The 15,594-nt window shown below is 62.9% G+C and carries 13 protein-coding genes and 1 pseudogene; 9 read left to right on the top strand and 5 right to left on the bottom strand.

Features of this window, described 5'->3' with window-relative positions; genetic code table 11:
* Positions 1-140 precede the first annotated feature (140 nt).
* Together L6D80_RS29610 and iacA are read right to left on the bottom strand one after the other, a co-directional pair.
* Entirely contained in the window at positions 141-503 is a 363-nt protein-coding gene (locus tag L6D80_RS29610; protein ID WP_176516630.1) for an IacB protein, read from the bottom strand.
* 17 nt (positions 504-520) lie between these two features.
* Entirely contained in the window at positions 521-1,690 is a 1,170-nt protein-coding gene (gene iacA / locus L6D80_RS29605; RefSeq protein ID WP_182387462.1) for an indole-3-acetate monooxygenase, read from the bottom strand.
* A 532-nt stretch (positions 1,691-2,222) separates the two neighbouring features.
* Here iacA and L6D80_RS29600 point away from each other — a divergent pair.
* From L6D80_RS29600 to L6D80_RS29580, 5 genes are all read left to right on the top strand, one after another.
* Positions 2,223-3,146 (top strand): LysR family transcriptional regulator, encoded by a 924-nt coding sequence (locus L6D80_RS29600; protein ID WP_190977272.1) that lies wholly within the window; start codon positions 2,223-2,225, stop codon positions 3,144-3,146.
* Positions 3,147-3,269: 123 nt separating this feature from the next.
* Positions 3,270-4,109, top strand: a complete 840-nt coding sequence (gene yghU, locus L6D80_RS29595; RefSeq protein WP_054901607.1) for a glutathione-dependent disulfide-bond oxidoreductase — start codon at positions 3,270-3,272, stop codon at positions 4,107-4,109.
* Between the two features lie 136 nt (positions 4,110-4,245).
* Positions 4,246-5,949, top strand: a complete 1,704-nt coding sequence (locus tag L6D80_RS29590) for an amidase (protein WP_054901606.1) — start codon at positions 4,246-4,248, stop codon at positions 5,947-5,949.
* A gap of 151 nt (positions 5,950-6,100) precedes the next feature.
* Positions 6,101-6,784 (top strand): helix-turn-helix transcriptional regulator, encoded by a 684-nt coding sequence (locus L6D80_RS29585; RefSeq protein WP_176517036.1) that lies wholly within the window; start codon positions 6,101-6,103, stop codon positions 6,782-6,784.
* Positions 6,781-7,698, top strand: a complete 918-nt coding sequence (locus L6D80_RS29580) for a pyridoxal-phosphate dependent enzyme (RefSeq protein ID WP_054901604.1) — start codon at positions 6,781-6,783, stop codon at positions 7,696-7,698. The genes L6D80_RS29585 and L6D80_RS29580 overlap by 4 nt, the downstream gene beginning before the upstream one ends.
* A gap of 51 nt (positions 7,699-7,749) precedes the next feature.
* Here the strand turns inward: L6D80_RS29580 and L6D80_RS29575 are convergent, their stop codons facing one another.
* A complete protein-coding gene (locus L6D80_RS29575; RefSeq protein WP_176517052.1) occupies positions 7,750-8,208 on the bottom strand; it encodes a metallophosphoesterase family protein in 459 nt (152 codons plus the stop codon).
* Between the two features lie 235 nt (positions 8,209-8,443).
* On the opposite strand from L6D80_RS29575, the gene L6D80_RS29570 reads away from it, so the two are divergent.
* Together L6D80_RS29570 and L6D80_RS29565 are read left to right on the top strand one after the other, a co-directional pair.
* Positions 8,444-9,541, top strand: a complete 1,098-nt coding sequence (locus L6D80_RS29570) for a carboxynorspermidine decarboxylase (RefSeq protein WP_054901603.1) — start codon at positions 8,444-8,446, stop codon at positions 9,539-9,541.
* Positions 9,542-9,574: 33 nt separating this feature from the next.
* On the top strand, positions 9,575-10,819 hold the full coding sequence (locus tag L6D80_RS29565; protein WP_054901602.1) for a saccharopine dehydrogenase family protein: 1,245 nt from the start codon (positions 9,575-9,577) through the stop codon (positions 10,817-10,819).
* Positions 10,820-11,028: 209 nt separating this feature from the next.
* Here the strand turns inward: L6D80_RS29565 and L6D80_RS29560 are convergent, their stop codons facing one another.
* Together L6D80_RS29560 and mqo are read right to left on the bottom strand one after the other, a co-directional pair.
* On the bottom strand, positions 11,029-12,075 hold the full coding sequence (locus L6D80_RS29560; RefSeq protein ID WP_054901601.1) for a class I SAM-dependent methyltransferase: 1,047 nt from the start codon (positions 12,073-12,075) through the stop codon (positions 11,029-11,031).
* A 418-nt stretch (positions 12,076-12,493) separates the two neighbouring features.
* The gene (gene mqo, locus L6D80_RS29555) at positions 12,494-14,071 is read right to left on the bottom strand and encodes a malate dehydrogenase (quinone) (RefSeq protein ID WP_182387458.1); all 1,578 of its coding nucleotides are present in this window, start codon (positions 14,069-14,071) and stop codon (positions 12,494-12,496) included.
* 165 nt (positions 14,072-14,236) lie between these two features.
* On the opposite strand from mqo, the gene L6D80_RS29550 reads away from it, so the two are divergent.
* Together L6D80_RS29550 and L6D80_RS30590 are read left to right on the top strand one after the other, a co-directional pair.
* Positions 14,237-15,457, top strand: a complete 1,221-nt coding sequence (locus tag L6D80_RS29550) for a putative DNA modification/repair radical SAM protein (RefSeq protein ID WP_054901599.1) — start codon at positions 14,237-14,239, stop codon at positions 15,455-15,457.
* Positions 15,448-15,594, top strand: a pseudogene (locus L6D80_RS30590) (TIGR03915 family putative DNA repair protein); the annotation flags it as partial. The gene L6D80_RS29550 and the pseudogene L6D80_RS30590, both read left to right, overlap by 10 nt.

Here is a 15,594-nt window from a genome sequence, read left to right as displayed (position 1 = left end):
AAAATCTTTTCCAGCTCGGCGTCGAACAGCGCCGGGTCGGTGTAGAGGGAGGTGTGGACACGGTCGGGCTGTACCAGCTCGGCCGGGTCGATCGCCAGGTTGACGGCGGGGATCAGGTGGCTCACGGCATATTCCTCACATCAGGCGCGCTGGATGATCAGTTCGCGGCCAACACGGGCCTCGACCTTGGCGTAGCGCCACAGTTTGTAAGGGCCCTCGCCCACCGCCGTGGTGCGGAACAGATTGCAGGCCGCGTGCACGGTTTCGATGTCCGGCACGTCGGCCAACAGGTAGGTGGTCCAGGGGTAGCCGTCGGAGGGGCCGACCATGCTCTGGTCGTCGTCCATGTTGCCCAGCACGTGCACCCCGACCAGGTCGTGAATACCGTTCCACATCGCGCTGAAGGCGGCCCACACGTGCAACTGCTCTTCACGCGGCGCATCGAAGAAGTTCTGGTTGATGCCCATGCAGAACAGCACGCGCAAGGTTTTCTTATCGCTCATGACAAATATCCCGAAAGTTACAGGTAGCCCGGAAGGGGTTGTTTACCGAAGAACATCGCCCCGGCGTTCTGGTAGGTGACGTCGCCCATGAAGGCGTGCTGGGTGACCACCTGGGCATCGTTGACACAACGGGCCAGCGGGCTTTGGTTGTAGATGCCGGTCATGCCCGAGAGCATCTGCGCGCTGCGGGCCACCTCGGCCGCCACCCGCGCGGCATGGGTCGAAGACAGGCGCAGCAGGTTGGTCACCTCGACCGGCACCGGGTCGCCCGCCAGCACGTGCTCCCAGGCCCGCTCGATGGACTCGTAGAAAAATGCGCGGGCCGAGCGCAGCGCGGCCTCGGCCTTGGCCACATCGACCTGGGCCAGCGGCCGGTCTGCCAACGCCGGAGCGCCGGTCACCGAAATACGTCCGCTGGCCATGCCCGACAGTTCGTCCAGCGCGGCACGGGCAATGCCCAGGCCGACTACCGACAGCACCTGGGTGGCGAACGACAGCGACGGGTAACGGAAGAACGGCTCATCCAGGTTGGGCGTGCCACCGCGCACGAAGGTCCACTGCTCGCCGACCACCACATCCTCGACCAGCAGGTCGTGGCTGCCGGTTCCGAGCAGGCCTACGGTGTCCCAGGTCTCTTCGATGCGCGCCTGGTGGCGTGGCATCACTGCCAGGCGCGGCAGGTCAAGCTTGTCGCCGTTGCGCGGGGCGATACCGACGCCAACGATGTCGGCGCCCACAGAGCCGCTGGAGTACTTCCAGCGACCGTTGACCTTGAAGCCACCGGCAACGATTTCAGCAGGCTGCGGTGGGAAGATGCCGCCGGCGAAGACAGTATCGGGGCTATTGCGGTAGATCTCGGCGATGGTCTCCAGTGGCAGCGCGGCCAGATACACCGGGCTCATGCCAAAGCTGGCCACCCAACCGGCCGAGCCGTCGGCATGGGAGATGCGCTCAATCATCTCGCAGAACGCGCCCGGGGAGCATTCCAAGCCACCGAAGCGTTTGGGCACCAGGGCGCGGTACACACCGTGGGCCTTGAAGGCATCGATCACATCGCGGGAAATGTGGCGCTGGCGATCGAACTCACCCAGTCGGGCTCGATCACGAACACCCTCAAGCAGGGCCTCGAAGGCAGGGCCGGAGGCAAGCGCCGACACGGGCGCGGCACGCAGGCAAAGCGAATCCATGGACATTCTCCGTCTCAGGCGCGGTTCTTGTACTGATGCTTGTAGGAAATGGCAGGCGGCGAAATGGCTGAGCTGGCTAAGGGCAAGCGGCGGCCACGCAGGGGAGCAAAGGCGGGTTCGGGCGGCATGGTCTGTCTCTCTTGTTTTGTGTGCCGGTGGCGAAAATTTGCGATCAATTACGTGAATTGTCAATTGAATTTTCACGCTTAAAAACACACAACGCTCCTTGATATCAGCCGCAAAGCTGTCTGAAACCCATGTTATTTCCTTGAATTCAAAGTCTTTTTTGCATGAAAGACCAAGGCAGCTACACAACCAAAAAAACTAACCGGGCACGCCAATATGCAGAAAAATTTTTAGTCCACTTTTCACATGATTTCGAACAGAAAAAAGCTGGTGTAGGATGGCCTGGCATGGAGCACGACTACGCCGGCCAACCCGCGCCGCGCCTAAAAACAACAATCAAGCCAGCCCCCGCCAGGACCGACGGGGACACGCCAATGCCTGCCGTGATTACCCCGAGGTCGAGGTCATGCCCACCCGCCATATCGATCTGCAGGACCATCGCCTGCGCTACCTGCACCTGAGCCATGACAAGGGCTCCATGCGCGCCGCCGCCGAAGCGCTGGGCGTCGCCACCTCTTCGGTCAGCCGGCAGATCGCCAGGCTGGAGCAAGAGCTGGGCATCGAACTGGTGCGCCCCGGCACCCACCGCATCAGCCTGACCACTGCCGGTGAAGCGGCCGTGGACTACTACATCGAACGCATCCGCCAGCACGCCCAGTTGGTCAGCCGCCTGGACGAACTGCGCGACCAGCAGCAGGCCTCCACCGTGATTGCCATCGGCGAAGGCCTGCTCGGCGCCCGGGCGATCAACTCGCTACAAGGCTTCTTGCAGGCTCACGGGGCCCACAAAGCCGAAATCATCAGCGCGCCGTCGCTGGAAGTGCAGCGCATGGTGATGGCCGACCAAGCGCACCTGGGTGTGGTTTTCGCGCCCAGCCCGACTGCGCGCCTGACCCGGCTTTTCAGCCTGGCGCAACCGCTGCGCATGATCGTTCACCGCGACAGCCGGCTGGCCAAGCGCACTACCGTCACCCTTGAGGAGGTCGCCCGCGAATCGCTGGTGCTGCCCGGGGCCAACTTTCGCGTACGCGAGCTGGTGGATGCCGCCTGCAAGGGGCATGGCTTCAACATCGTGCCAACGCTGACCTCCAATTCGCTGGCGGTGATCCTCGATTTCGTCCGTTCTGGACTGGGCGCGACGTTACTGGCCGAATTGCCGATCATCGACGAGCTCAAGTACGGTACCTTCAAGGCACTGGCCATCGATTGCCAGGCAATGAACGCCACTGATATCCAGATCGTCACGCGCCGTGGCCGCACGCTTGACGGCATGAGCCGAGCCCTGGCCACCGAGATGGCCAAGGCGGTGCGTATGGCCGCGCATCCATGACCAAGCCACCCGCATGCAGCTGGCGCGTGCAGCCAATGCAATTGCGCAGCGGTGCGAACCCATGGCATAGATGCAGGTCCACGTCTGTACGTGACCGTCTTGCGCGTTTGAAGGAGTGCATGCATGAGCAAGCCACCCTATGTTCCGCCCAAAGTCTGGCGCAACGACGCAGCCTCCGGCGGCCAGTTCGCCAGCATCAACCGGCCGATCGCCGGCCCGACCCACGACAAGGAACTGCCTGTCGGCAAGCACCCTTTGCAGCTGTACTCGCTGGCCACCCCCAACGGCGTCAAGGTCACCATCCTCCTTGAAGAGTTGCTCGCCCTTGGCCACAGCGGTGCCGAGTACGACGCCTGGCTGATCCGCATCGGCGAAGGCGAGCAGTTCTCCAGCGGCTTCGTGCAGGTCAACCCCAATTCGAAGATCCCTGCCCTGCTCGACCGCAGCGTCGAGCCGCCCGTGCGGGTGTTCGAGTCGGGGTCGATCCTGCTGTACCTGGCGGAAAAATTCGGCGCGTTGCTGCCCAAGGCTGCGCCAGCCCGTGCCGAGAGCCTGAACTGGTTGTTCTGGCAGATGGGCTCGGCGCCGTATCTGGGCGGTGGTTTTGGCCACTTCTATGTGTATGCGCCAGAGAAGTTCGAATACGCCATCAACCGTTTCACCATGGAGGCCAAGCGCCAGCTGGATGTGCTGGAGCGGCGCCTGGCCGAGAGCCGCTACCTGGGTGGCGACACGTACAGCATCGCCGATATCGCCGTGTGGCCATGGTATGGCCAACTGGTGCGCGGCAACCTGTATGGGGCAGCGGAGTTCCTGGCGGTGCATGAGTATCCGCACGTGCAGCGTTGGGCCGAGGAGATCGCCCTACGCCCGGCCGTGCAGCGCGGTACCCGGGTCAACCGTACCTGGGGGGACGAAGACAGCCAGGTGCCCGAACGGCATTCAGCGGCGGACCTGGATTGAGTCCACAGGGGCCGCCATGCGGCCCCAACAGTGCCCCGTTGCAAAAAACCATTTCTCCTGCGCAAGCCTGCTTCCCCCGATCCCTTCTTGTACACTCCTCGCAAACGCCCCCACCTGCACAATTTTTGGTGAAAGCATGATCGAGGTAACCGAGGTTTCCATTGCCGAGCTGCGCGACGCGCTCCAAGCGGGCCGCACGACGGCGGTCGAGCTGGTCAAGGCCTACCTGGCGCGTATCGACGCCTACGATGGAGCCGACACCACCACTGCCCTGAATGCCGTGGTGGTCCGCAACCCTGAAGCGCTCAAGGAAGCCGAGGCTTCCGACGCACGCCGCGCCCGTGGCGAACTGCTCGGCCCGCTGGACGGCATCCCCTACACCGCCAAGGACAGCTACCTGGTCAAGGGCCTGACCGCCGCGTCCGGCAGCCCGGCATTCAAGGACCTGGTCGCCCAGCGCGATGCGTTCACTGTCGAGCGCCTGCGCGCCGGCGGCGCCATCTGCCTGGGCAAGACCAACATGCCGCCCATGGCCAACGGTGGCATGCAGCGTGGCGTCTACGGCCGCGCTGAAAGCCCGTACAACGCCAACTACCTGACCGCGCCGTTCGCCTCCGGCTCGTCCAACGGCGCCGGCACCGCCACGGCAGCGAGTTTCAGCGCCTTCGGCCTGGCCGAAGAAACCTGGTCGAGCGGCCGCGGCCCTGCCTCGAACAACGGCCTGTGCGCCTACACCCCCTCGCGTGGCGTGATCTCGGTGCGTGGCAACTGGCCACTGACGCCGACCATGGACGTGGTGGTGCCCTACGCCCGTACCATGGCCGACCTGCTGGAAATCCTCGACGTCGTGGTTGCCGACGACCCTGACACCCGCGGCGACCTGTGGCGCCTGCAACCCTGGGTGCCGATCCCGGCCGCCTCCTCGGTACGCCCGGCGTCCTACCTGGACCTGGCAGTGGATACCAGCGTTCTCAAGGGCAAGCGATTCGGCGTACCGCGCATGTACATCAACGCCGACCCCGAAGCCGGCACTTGCGAAAAACCCGGCATCGGCGGCCCGACCGGCCAGCGCATCAAGACCCGCGACTCGGTCATCGAGCTGTGGCAACAGGCCCGCCAGGCCCTCGAAGCCGCCGGCGCCCAAGTGCTGGAAGTGGACTTCCCACTGGTATCCAACTGTGAAGGCGACCGCCCGGGTGCCCCCACCGTGTACAACCGTGGCATCGTCAGCAAACAGTTCCTGCATGATGAGTTGTGGGAATTGTCCGGCTGGGGCTTCGACGACTTCCTGCGCGCCAACAACGACCCCAAGCTCAATCGCCTGGCCGACGTCGATGGCCCACAGATCTTCCCGCACGATCCGGGCACCCTGCCCAACCGTGAGGACGACCTGGCGGCAGGTATGGACGAGTATGTCAACATGGCCAAGCGCGGCCTGAAGACCTGGGACCAGATCGAAACCCTGCCCGACGGCCTGCGCGGGCTGGAGAAAACCCGCAAGCTGGACCTGGAGGACTGGATGGACGCCCAAGGCCTGGATGCAGTGCTGTTCCCCACCGTCGCCGATGTAGGCCCGGCCGATGCCGACGTCAATCCTGCATCAGCGGACATCGCCTGGAGCAATGGCATCTGGGTAGCCAACGGCAACCTCGCTATCCGCCATTTGGGCGTACCCACGGTGACCGTGCCAATGGGTGTGATGGCCGACATCGGCATGCCGGTGGGGCTGACCTTCGCCGGCCAGGCATACAGCGACAACAATCTGTTGAAATTCGCTGCCGCGTTCGAATCGACCGGCTCGCGCCGCATGATCCCGCCGCGTACCCCAGCACTGGGCTGAACCTTTCGGGGCCGCGATCAGCGGCCCCTTCCGGTCTCCGCCCGGCGAGCTACCTCACACCCTGTTAATCCCTCGATGGGCCTGTAGAGGCCGCTCGCAAAATTCAACATTCTGTGCAACTATCAACAAATCGTTGATAAAGGATGTTGGCATGGGCCTATCGGTAAGCCACGAACGGCAGCTCACCCTCACTGTACTGAAAGCCGCCATCCAGGCGCTGGGCAGCGTCGCTGCGCGTAACATGGAAATCCTCCTGCATGACCTTGACCACCCGGAACACTCCGTGGTGGCGATCGTCAACGGCCATCTCTCTGGCCGTGTGGTCGGCAGCCCGATTCTCGCGGCCCCTGAACAGGACCAAGGCTTCAAAACCCTGATGCAGGCCCCTGCCAGCCAGCAGGGTTGCGAGCCTGTGGTGTTGCCCGACTACCCTACCACCCTCAAAGGCCGCACCCTGCGCAGCGCCACGGCGATCTTTCGCGACAGCACCGGCCACCCGTTCGCCAGCTTGTGCATCAACACCGATGTCACCGACCTGGACGCCGCATTGAGCTTTCTCCAGCAGTTGCAGCCAGTGGGCGCCGTAGCGGCCCCGGTCAGCACAAGCGAACCCGCTGACATGGCACTGCTGATGGGTGAGATCATTGAAGATGCGCTGCAGCGCACGGGCCAGGCCCGCATGAACAGGCAGGCGAAGGTGGAGGCTGTACGAGTGATGCAGGAGCGCGGCCTGTTCATCGTCAAGGGTGGCGTGGAGAAGGCTGCAGCGGCCCTCGGCGTGACCCGATATACCATTTACAACTACCTTGAACATCTACGCGGAGCGAGCCAATGACCCTGCATATCCAGACACCCCTGATCGAATCCCGCCCGCTATCGCTGGCCGCCAGCCGAACGGTCTGGCTCAAGCTCGACGCCCTGCAGCCCTGCGGTTCGTTCAAGCTGCGCGGGGTGGGCCATGCCTGCGAAGTCCACCATGCCCGTGGTGCGCGGCACTTCGTCTCCTCGTCCGGTGGCAACGCCGGCCTGGCAGTGGCATACGCCGGTCGCAAACTCGGCGTGCCGGTGACGGTCGTGGTACCCGAGACCACCACCGAGCGGGCCAAGGAGCTGTTGCATCAGGAGGATGCAAAAGTGGTGGTACATGGCAGTTCCTGGCAGGAAGCCAACGCCCTGGCCCAAACGTTGATCGGGCCGCACGATGCCTTTATCCACCCGTTCGACGACCCACTGCTGTGGGCCGGGCATGCCAGCCTGATCGATGAAGTCGCCGCTACCGGCTACAAGCCTGATGCCGTGGTGCTGTCGGTGGGCGGCGGTGGCCTGCTCAGTGGCGTTGTGGAAGGCCTCAAGCGCAACGGCTGGGATGATGTACCGGTGGTGGCAGTGGAAACCGAAGGCGCGGCCTCGTTGCATGCGGCGGTACAAGCCGGTCACCCGGTGGAGCTTGAGCGCCTAGCTTCGGTGGCGACCTCGCTGGGCGCCAAGCGTGTGGCCGACCAGGCCATGGCGTGCGTACGCGAACATCCCGTGCACAGTGTGCTGGTCAGTGACCGCGCGGCGCTGCAAGCGTGTGAGCGTTTCCTGGCTGACCATCGGGTGCTGGTGGAACCGGCCTGTGGAGCGGCGTTGGCGGTAACCTACGAGGCGGGGAAACTGGACGGTTACAGTAATGTACTGGTCGTGGTTTGTGGCGGCGCTACGGCGACACTGGAGCAGATCCAGGCGTGGTTGAAGCAGGTCGATTGAGGCAGCATCCTCCGGCCGCCTCACAGGCTTGTCCGCGAAGCGGCCGAGAGGTCAATCCAATAACGCAATGATCTGCGGCACCAGCACCTCCCCTTCAATTTCAATCACCGCCACGGTCACCGGCAGTTTGAACCGCCGTGGCCCGGCGCTTCCCGGGTTCAGGTACAAACGCCCTTCGCGCCAGTCGATCATCGGCTTGTGCGAGTGCCCGGTGATCACTACCTGTACCGCGGCGTCCAGTTCATGCGGCACATCGGCAATGTCGTGCACCAGCAGGGTTTGTCGGCCTGCCAGGTCGAAGCGCAGCTCATCGGCCAGCTGCGCCGCCCACGGCAGTTTCAAATCGTTGTTGCCACGCACCACCCGCAATGGCGCCAGTGCCTCGAGCACTTCGAGCACCTGCGGTTTGCCGATGTCGCCGGCATGTACGATCAGCTCGCACCCCACCAGCGCGTCAATCGCTTCGGGGCGCAGCAACCCGTGCGTGTCGGCAATGACCCCGATCTTCATGCCCATCCCCCGTCCTTGAGTGTTCTGGTACGGCTGCTCATCGGAATCTCCTTGTTCTGCCTGCCCGCTATCAGGATGTTCACACAGGCGTGTTCCAATGAGTTTGTCGCACGGGGGAAAATTCCCTCACGCTGACCGCAAGCTCGACGAAATGCGCATCTCGCCCTTTCGATATGCGGCAAGGGAAGGCACAATGCGTGTCCTTTTTTTGGCCGGCCTGGCCGGGGGCCTTTAAATGATCAAGACGCCGTACTACCTCATCGATAAAACCAAGCTGCTGAGCAACATGGAGAAGATCGCCTACGTGCGCGAACACTCCGGTGCCAAGGCACTGCTCGCCCTCAAGTGCTTCGCCACCTGGTCGGTGTTCGACCTGATGCAGCAGTACATGGACGGCACCACCTCTTCGTCGCTGTATGAGCTCAAGCTCGGCCGCCAGAAGTTCGCCGGCGAGACCCATGCCTACAGCGTGGCCTGGGCCGACGACGAGGTCGAGGAAATGCTCGAGAACTGCGACAAGATCATCTTCAACTCGATCGGCCAGTTGCAGCGCTTCGCCGAGCAGTCCGAGGGCAAGGTCCGCGGCCTGCGCGTCAACCCGCAGGTGAGCAGTTCCGACTACCTGCTGGCCGACCCGGCGCGCCCGTTCAGCCGCCTCGGTGAGTGGGACCCGGAAAAGATCGAGAAAGTGATCGCGCAGATCTCCGGCTTCATGTTCCACAACAACTGCGAGAACGGTGACTTCGGCCTGTTCGACAAGATGCTCACCCACATCGAAGAGCGTTTCGGCCACCTGCTGCACAAGGTGGAATGGGTCAGCCTCGGTGGCGGCATCCATTTCACGGGTGAAGACTATGCGGTCGATGCGTTCTGCGCGCGCTTGAAGGCGTTCTCGGAACACTACGGCGTACAGGTCTACCTGGAGCCTGGCGAAGCCGCGATCACCAACAGTGCCTCGCTGGAAGTGACCGTGCTCGATACCCTCTACAACGGCAAGCACCTGGCCGTGGTCGACAGCTCGATCGAAGCGCACCTGCTCGACCTGCTGATCTACCGCCTCAACGCCAAGATGGCCCCCAACGATGGCGAGCACACCTACATGGTCTGCGGTAAATCGTGCCTGGCCGGCGACATCTTCGGCGAGTACCAATTCGATCGTCCGCTGGCCATCGGCGATCGCCTGTCGTTCATCGACACGGCGGGTTACACCATGGTCAAGAAAAACTGGTTCAACGGTCTGAAAATGCCTTCCATCGCGGTCCGACAGCTCGACGGCAGCGTCGAACTGGTGCGCGAGTTCGGTTTCGAAGACTACGTTTCCAGCCTGTCGTAAGACCGGCCCCAAAAGTAAGGAGCAACAGGTAAATTGAAGAAGAACGTTCTTATCATTGGTGCAGGAGGTGTCGCCAAGGTGGTGGCCCACAAGTGCGCGCAGCATAACGACGAACTGGGTCGTATCGCTATCGCGTCACGGAACATCTCCAAATGCCAGGCCATCATCGACAGCGTCAAGGCCAAGGGTAGCCTCAAGGTACCCGCCGACATCCAGGCCTTCTCGCTCAACGCCCTCGATGTCGAGGCGACCAAGGCACTGATCCGCGAGACCGAATCGCAGATCGTGATCAACGTCGGTTCCGCCTTCCTCAACATGTCGGTGCTGCGTGCCTGCATCGATACCGGTGTGGCCTACCTGGACACCGCGATCCACGAAGAACCGGGCAAAATCTGCGAAACCCCGCCCTGGTATGGCAACTACGAGTGGAAACACCTGGAAGAGTGCCAGCAGAAGAACATTACCGCCATTCTCGGCGTCGGTTTCGACCCGGGTGTGGTGAACAGCTACGCCAAACTGGCGCAGCAACAGTATTTCGACCGCATTGATTCGATCGACATTCTCGACGTCAATGCGGGGTCCCACGGCAAGTACTTTGCCACCAACTTCGACCCGGAAATCAACTTCCGCGAGTTCACCGGGCAAGTGTGGAGCTGGCAGAACAGCCAGTGGACCAGCAACACCATGTTCGAGGTCAAGCGTACCGACGACCTGCCGGTGGTGGGTTCGCAGAACCTGTACCTGACCGGCCACGACGAGGTGCATTCGATCTCGAAGAACCTCGACGTGCCGAACGTGCGCTTCTGGATGAGCTTCGGCGAACACTACATCAACGTGTTCACCGTGCTGAAGAACCTGGGCCTGCTCTCCGAGCAGCCGGTCAAGACCGCTGAAGGCCTGGAAGTGGTGCCGCTGAAAGTGGTCAAGGCCGTACTGCCAGACCCGGCCTCGCTGGCCCCTGGCTACACCGGCAAGACCTGCATCGGTGACTTGGTCAAAGGCACCAAGAACGGTCAGCCGCGCGAAGTGTTCATCTACAACGTGGCCGACCACGAAGAAGCCTACGCCGAGACCGACAGCCAAGGTATTTCCTACACCGCCGGTGTACCTCCAGTGGCCGCTGCGCTGCTGGTCGCCCGTGGCGAGTGGGATGCCAAGCGCATGGTCAACGTCGAAGAGCTGCCAGCCGAGCCGTTCCTCAAGGCCCTGGACGTGATGGGCCTGCCGACCCGCGTGAAAGATGAAAAAGGCGATCGTCCTTGGGACGCCGAAGCCTAAGCAGCAAAAAGAAGAAAGGGCGCCTACTGGGCGCCCTTTCTTTTTGTCTGTCGGCCGTGGGTGGCGGGGTCTAGCGCTTGCCAGCGCCCAAACCTGTGGGAGTGGCGTCGTCCTGCGAAACAGGCAGCGCGGTGGCTGGCACCGGCTTCGCCAGTGTTCGCGGGGCACGCCCGCCCCACAGAAATTGGGTCAACTTCTGCCGGAAAAACCTACTTCCTCGCCTCCAGAATCAGATTGAACGGCGTTTGCGTTGCGCGCCGGAAACGTGTGAAGCCCGCCTCCTCGAACACCGCGCGCAACCGCGCTTCCCCCGCTTGAGCGCCCAGCCCAAGCCCGACCTCCTGGGACAGCGAGTTGGGTGTGCAGATGAACGTCGATGCCGCATAGAACAAGCGCCCCACCGGCGTGAGATTGCCGTCGAGCGAATCTTCGGCATAAGGCTCCACCAGCATCACCGTACCGTCAGCCTTCAACGCGCGGTAGGCGTGCCGGGCAGCGCCAACCGGGTCGCCCATGTCATGCAGGCAATCGAAGAAACACACCAGGTCATGATCATGGCCTGGATAATCCTTGGCCGAGGCCTGCTGGAAACTCACCCGCTCCGACACACCCGCCTCGCCGGCGCGCTCGCGAGCCGTGGCGATGGAGGGCGCGTGGTAGTCGTAACCGACAAACCTCGAAGCCGGATAGGCCTGCGCCATGACCAGGGTCGAAGCCCCATGCCCGCAGCCCACGTCCGCCACCTTCGCCCCCGCCTGCAGCTTGGCAACCACACCCTCCAGCGCCGGTAGCCATTCAGCCACCAAGAACGTCCGATAGCCAGGCCGGAAGAAGCGCTCAGTGCCACTGAACATGCACGGGTGATGGTCGCCCCAGGCCAGCCCGCCGTCACCGCGCATGGCCGCCACCAGCTTGTCCTTGTCGTGGAACAGCGCCGCCACCACCGCCGCGCCACCGGCCATGTAGGCCGGGGAATCCTCCAGGGCCAGCGCCATGGCCTGTTCCTCGGGCAGCACGAAACTGCCCTTGTCATGCACCATGTACCCAGAAGCGGCCTGAGCGTTGAGCCATTCGCGCACCAACCGGGGGTGGCAGCCGGCCTTTGCCGCCAGTGCCTCGGGTGTTATCGGCTGGCTGTCGGCCATGGCCTTGTACAGCCCCAGTTCGTCACCGAGGATCACATTGGCCAGGGTCGCCGCAGCGCCCATGTCGCCCACCAGCTTACCCATGAAATCGTGAAGCCTTGCCTCGTCCATGACCTGCCCTCCTCTGCAAGAAGGCCACCGTCAGCGAGGGATGTCCGGTCCGGGGAGGCGGTGGTCGGATGAATGGTGAGGACTCGCCGCCATGACAGCAGCAGCGGGCTGTCTGTAAGTCTAGATGCCTTATTTTCCGTGTACACCACGACACGCGGCCCTGCACACTACTCAGCAGGCCTGCTGCCAACGCTCTCAGGATCTTCACCAGCCTTCTGCTTTTCCGCCCGGGAAAACCCTTGGCAGACAACGCGCGAAAGTTGATATCCGCGTTGCGCATTCAACTGGCTAAAGATTTGAAGCGTGTGGAAAACCATATGAAAAAGTGAGCCTTCAGAATCAAGGCTGTCTGTGTGTTCCGAAATGGGGCCGCTGCAGCCCGTCGCGGGCAATCCGGCGACGGGCTGCTGAGCAAACGCTACTGCACCTGCCCCGCCGTCGGAGGGTTCAGCTGCAGCACTTCATTGGTGTACGCCCACTCCTTCTGCACCTGGTCCGGATGATCGTTCAGGTGTATGCCATACGATGGCACGATCTGTTTGATCTTGGCTTGCCAGTCCGGCGAGGCCACCTTGTCCTTGAACACCTTGTTCAGCAGGTCGAGCATGATCGGTGCCGCGGTCGAAGCACCCGGCGAAGCACCCAGCAGGCCGGCGATAGTGCCGTCCTTGGACGTGACCACTTCGGTGCCCAGTTTGAGCACGCCGCCCTGGCTGTCGTCCTTCTTGATGATCTGCACCCGCTGGCCAGCCTGCCACAGCCGCCAATCCTCTTTCTTCGCTTCAGGGAAGTAGGTGCGCAACGCTTCGAAACGGTCATCGTCCGATTGCAGCACCTGGCCGACCAGGTACTGCACCAGGTCAAATTCGCGCACGCCCACACGCACCATCGGCCAGGTGTTGTGCACGTTGACGCTGGCGAACAGGTCAAGCAGTGAGCCCTGCTTGAGGAACTTGGTCGAGAAGGTCGCGAACGGCCCGAACAGGATCATCCGCTTGCCGTCCAGGACACGGGTATCCAAGTGCGGTACCGACATCGGCGGCGCACCGGTGGCGGCAATGCCGTAAGCCTTGGCCATGTGCCGTTGGGCGATGGCCGGGTTATCAGTGACCAGGAAGGAACCGCCCACCGGGAAGCCGGCATAATCCTTGGCCTCCTCGATCCCCGACTTCTGCAGCAGGGGCAACGCCGCACCGCCAGCGCCGATGAACAGGAACTTGGCATCGGTGGCCGCCTTGCTGCCGTCCTTGAGGTTCTTGTACTCCACGTGCCAGGAGCCATCATCGTTACGGGTAATGTCCTGGACCTCGCTGGACAACGCCAGGTCGAAATTCGGCCGGCTCTGCAGGTAGGCCACGTACTGGCGGGTAATCTCGCCGAAGTTGACGTCGGTACCGATCGGCGTCCAGGTCACCGCCAGCTTCTGGTTAGGGTCACGGCCCTCCATCATCAGCGGTACCCATTTGCGGATCTGCTCATGATCTTCGGAGTACTGCATAGGTTTGAACAGCGGGCTGGCCTGCAGCGCCTCGTAACGCTTCTTGAGGAACCTGATGTTGTCATCACCCCAGACGAAGCTCATGTGCGGGGTGGTATTGATGAAGGAATGAGGATTCTTCAGCACGCCCTGCTTGACCTGCCAGGCGAGAAACTGGCGGGTGATCTGGAACGACTCGTTGATCTCCACCGCCTTGCTGATATCGATCTTGCCGTCCTTCTCCGGGGTGTAGTTGAGCTCTGCCAGCGCCGAGTGACCGGTGCCGGCGTTGTTCCAGCCGTTGGAGCTTTCTTCCGCCACCTTGTCCAGCCGCTCGACCATCTGCATCGACCAGCCCGGCTCCAGTTCATTGAGCCACACCGCCAGGGTCGAACTCATGATGCCCCCGCCCACCAGCAGCACATCGACTTTCCTGTTCTCGGCGGCCTGGGCGCTGAGCACGCTCCAGGCCAAGGTAAAGCCCGCCAGGGCAAGTTTCGACTTGAGCGTGATGTTCATGTTTACTCCTGCTAGGTTGCTATCCGTAACGTCCAGCACCAAGCTTAGCTGAGGGTTTTTGTCGGGTATCACGCTTGTACGTGCTCCACCGCTGCCGATTTTTATCCCTTGCAATCGACTGCATCTCAAAATACTGTATGAATAATCAGTATCACGAGACATCCCATGCAACTCATCGCCAAACTCGGCATCCTGGCCGACGCCGCCAAATACGACGCTTCTTGCGCCAGCAGCGGCGCGCCCAAACGCAGCTCGCGTGGCGGCGACAGCCTGGGCGCCACCGATGGCATGGGCATCTGTCACAGCTACACCCCCGACGGCCGCTGCGTGTCGCTGCTCAAGGTCCTGCTGACCAACTTCTGCCTGTACGACTGCCAGTATTGCGTCAACCGGCGCTCGAGCAATGTGCCGCGGGCGCGCTTCACACCCGAGGAAGTGGTGCGCCTGACCCTGGACTTCTATCGTCGCAACTGCATCAGTGGCCTGTTCCTGAGTTCCGGCATCATCCGCTCGGCCGACTACACCATGGAGCAGCTGATCCGGGTGGCGCGCCTGCTGCGTGAAGAGCACAACTTCCGTGGCTATATCCATCTCAAGACCATCCCCGACGCCGACCCGCTGCTGATCGAAGAAGCCGGCCGCCTGGCAGACCGCCTGAGCGTGAACATCGAACTGCCCACCGAGGCCAGCCTCAAGCGCCTGGCACCGGAAAAACAGGCGCGCACCATTCGCCAGGCCATGGGCGTCATCCACCAGGGCCAACAGGCCGTGGCGGGTGAACCGAAAGCACCGCGCTTCACCCCGGCCGGGCAAAGCACCCAGGTCATCGTAGGGGCCGACGCCACGGACGACAGCACACTGCTGCGCAACGCCGAATCTCTGTACCAAGGGTACGGCCTCAAACGCGTGTACTACTCAGCTTTCAGCCCGATCCCAGACAGCCCTGGCAGCGTGCCGTTGGCGGCCCCGCCACTGCTGCGCGAGCACCGCCTGTACCAGGCGGATTTCCTGTTGCGCGGGTATGGCTACAAAGCGGGTGAGCTGCTTGGCCAGAGCGGCAACCTGGCGCTGGACATCGACCCCAAGCTGGCGTGGGCGCTGGCCAATCGAGAGGTGTTCCCACTGGATGTGAACCGCGCCGAACCTGCCTTGTTGGCACGTATCCCCGGCATCGGCCTGCGCAGTGTGCAGCGGCTGGTGGCCCTGCGCCGCGAGCGACGCGTGCGCTATGACGACCTGATCCAACTGCGCTGCGTGCTGGACAAGGCGCGGCCGTTCATCGTCACCAGCGACTATCGCCCGGCCCAGGCCGAACTGCGCAGCGGCCTGCTGCGCGAGCGCCTGCGCGAACCGCAGGCTCCGCTGCAGATGGGGCTGTGGGGGTGATCGCACTCGATTGCGGCGGCTGCTTCGGCACCTGGCGCGAGCAGGCTCGGGCCTTGCTCGCCCATGGCATCGACCCAGCCGAGGTCACCTGGGGGCAAGGCCCGATCGACGATCTGCTGGCCGTACCAGCAGCATTG

This window comes from Pseudomonas ceruminis, from assembly GCF_021602025.1.
GTDB classification, from domain to species: domain Bacteria; phylum Pseudomonadota; class Gammaproteobacteria; order Pseudomonadales; family Pseudomonadaceae; genus Aquipseudomonas; species Aquipseudomonas ceruminis.
The sequence above is the reverse complement of the archived record's forward strand: the minus strand, read 5'-3'. Positions and strand labels throughout refer to the sequence as shown.

Excerpts from the sequence above, each read along its gene's own strand:
- L6D80_RS29585 (WP_176517036.1), top strand. The coding sequence starts at position 6,101 with ATGGGCCTATCGGTAAGCCACGAACGGCAGCTCACCCTCACTGTACTG.
- L6D80_RS29590 (WP_054901606.1), top strand. The coding sequence starts at position 4,246 with ATGATCGAGGTAACCGAGGTTTCCATTGCCGAGCTGCGCGACGCGCTC.
- L6D80_RS29600 (WP_190977272.1), top strand. The coding sequence starts at position 2,223 with ATGCCCACCCGCCATATCGATCTGCAGGACCATCGCCTGCGCTACCTG.
- L6D80_RS29560 (WP_054901601.1), bottom strand. The coding sequence starts at position 12,075 with ATGGACGAGGCAAGGCTTCACGATTTCATGGGTAAGCTGGTGGGCGAC.
- L6D80_RS29550 (WP_054901599.1), top strand. The coding sequence starts at position 14,237 with ATGCAACTCATCGCCAAACTCGGCATCCTGGCCGACGCCGCCAAATAC.
- L6D80_RS29580 (WP_054901604.1), top strand. The coding sequence starts at position 6,781 with ATGACCCTGCATATCCAGACACCCCTGATCGAATCCCGCCCGCTATCG.
- mqo (WP_182387458.1), bottom strand. The coding sequence starts at position 14,071 with ATGAACATCACGCTCAAGTCGAAACTTGCCCTGGCGGGCTTTACCTTG.
- yghU (WP_054901607.1), top strand. The coding sequence starts at position 3,270 with ATGAGCAAGCCACCCTATGTTCCGCCCAAAGTCTGGCGCAACGACGCA.
- L6D80_RS29610 (WP_176516630.1), bottom strand. The coding sequence starts at position 503 with ATGAGCGATAAGAAAACCTTGCGCGTGCTGTTCTGCATGGGCATCAAC.
- L6D80_RS29575 (WP_176517052.1), bottom strand. The coding sequence starts at position 8,208 with ATGAAGATCGGGGTCATTGCCGACACGCACGGGTTGCTGCGCCCCGAA.
- L6D80_RS29570 (WP_054901603.1), top strand. The coding sequence starts at position 8,444 with ATGATCAAGACGCCGTACTACCTCATCGATAAAACCAAGCTGCTGAGC.
- iacA (WP_182387462.1), bottom strand. The coding sequence starts at position 1,690 with ATGGATTCGCTTTGCCTGCGTGCCGCGCCCGTGTCGGCGCTTGCCTCC.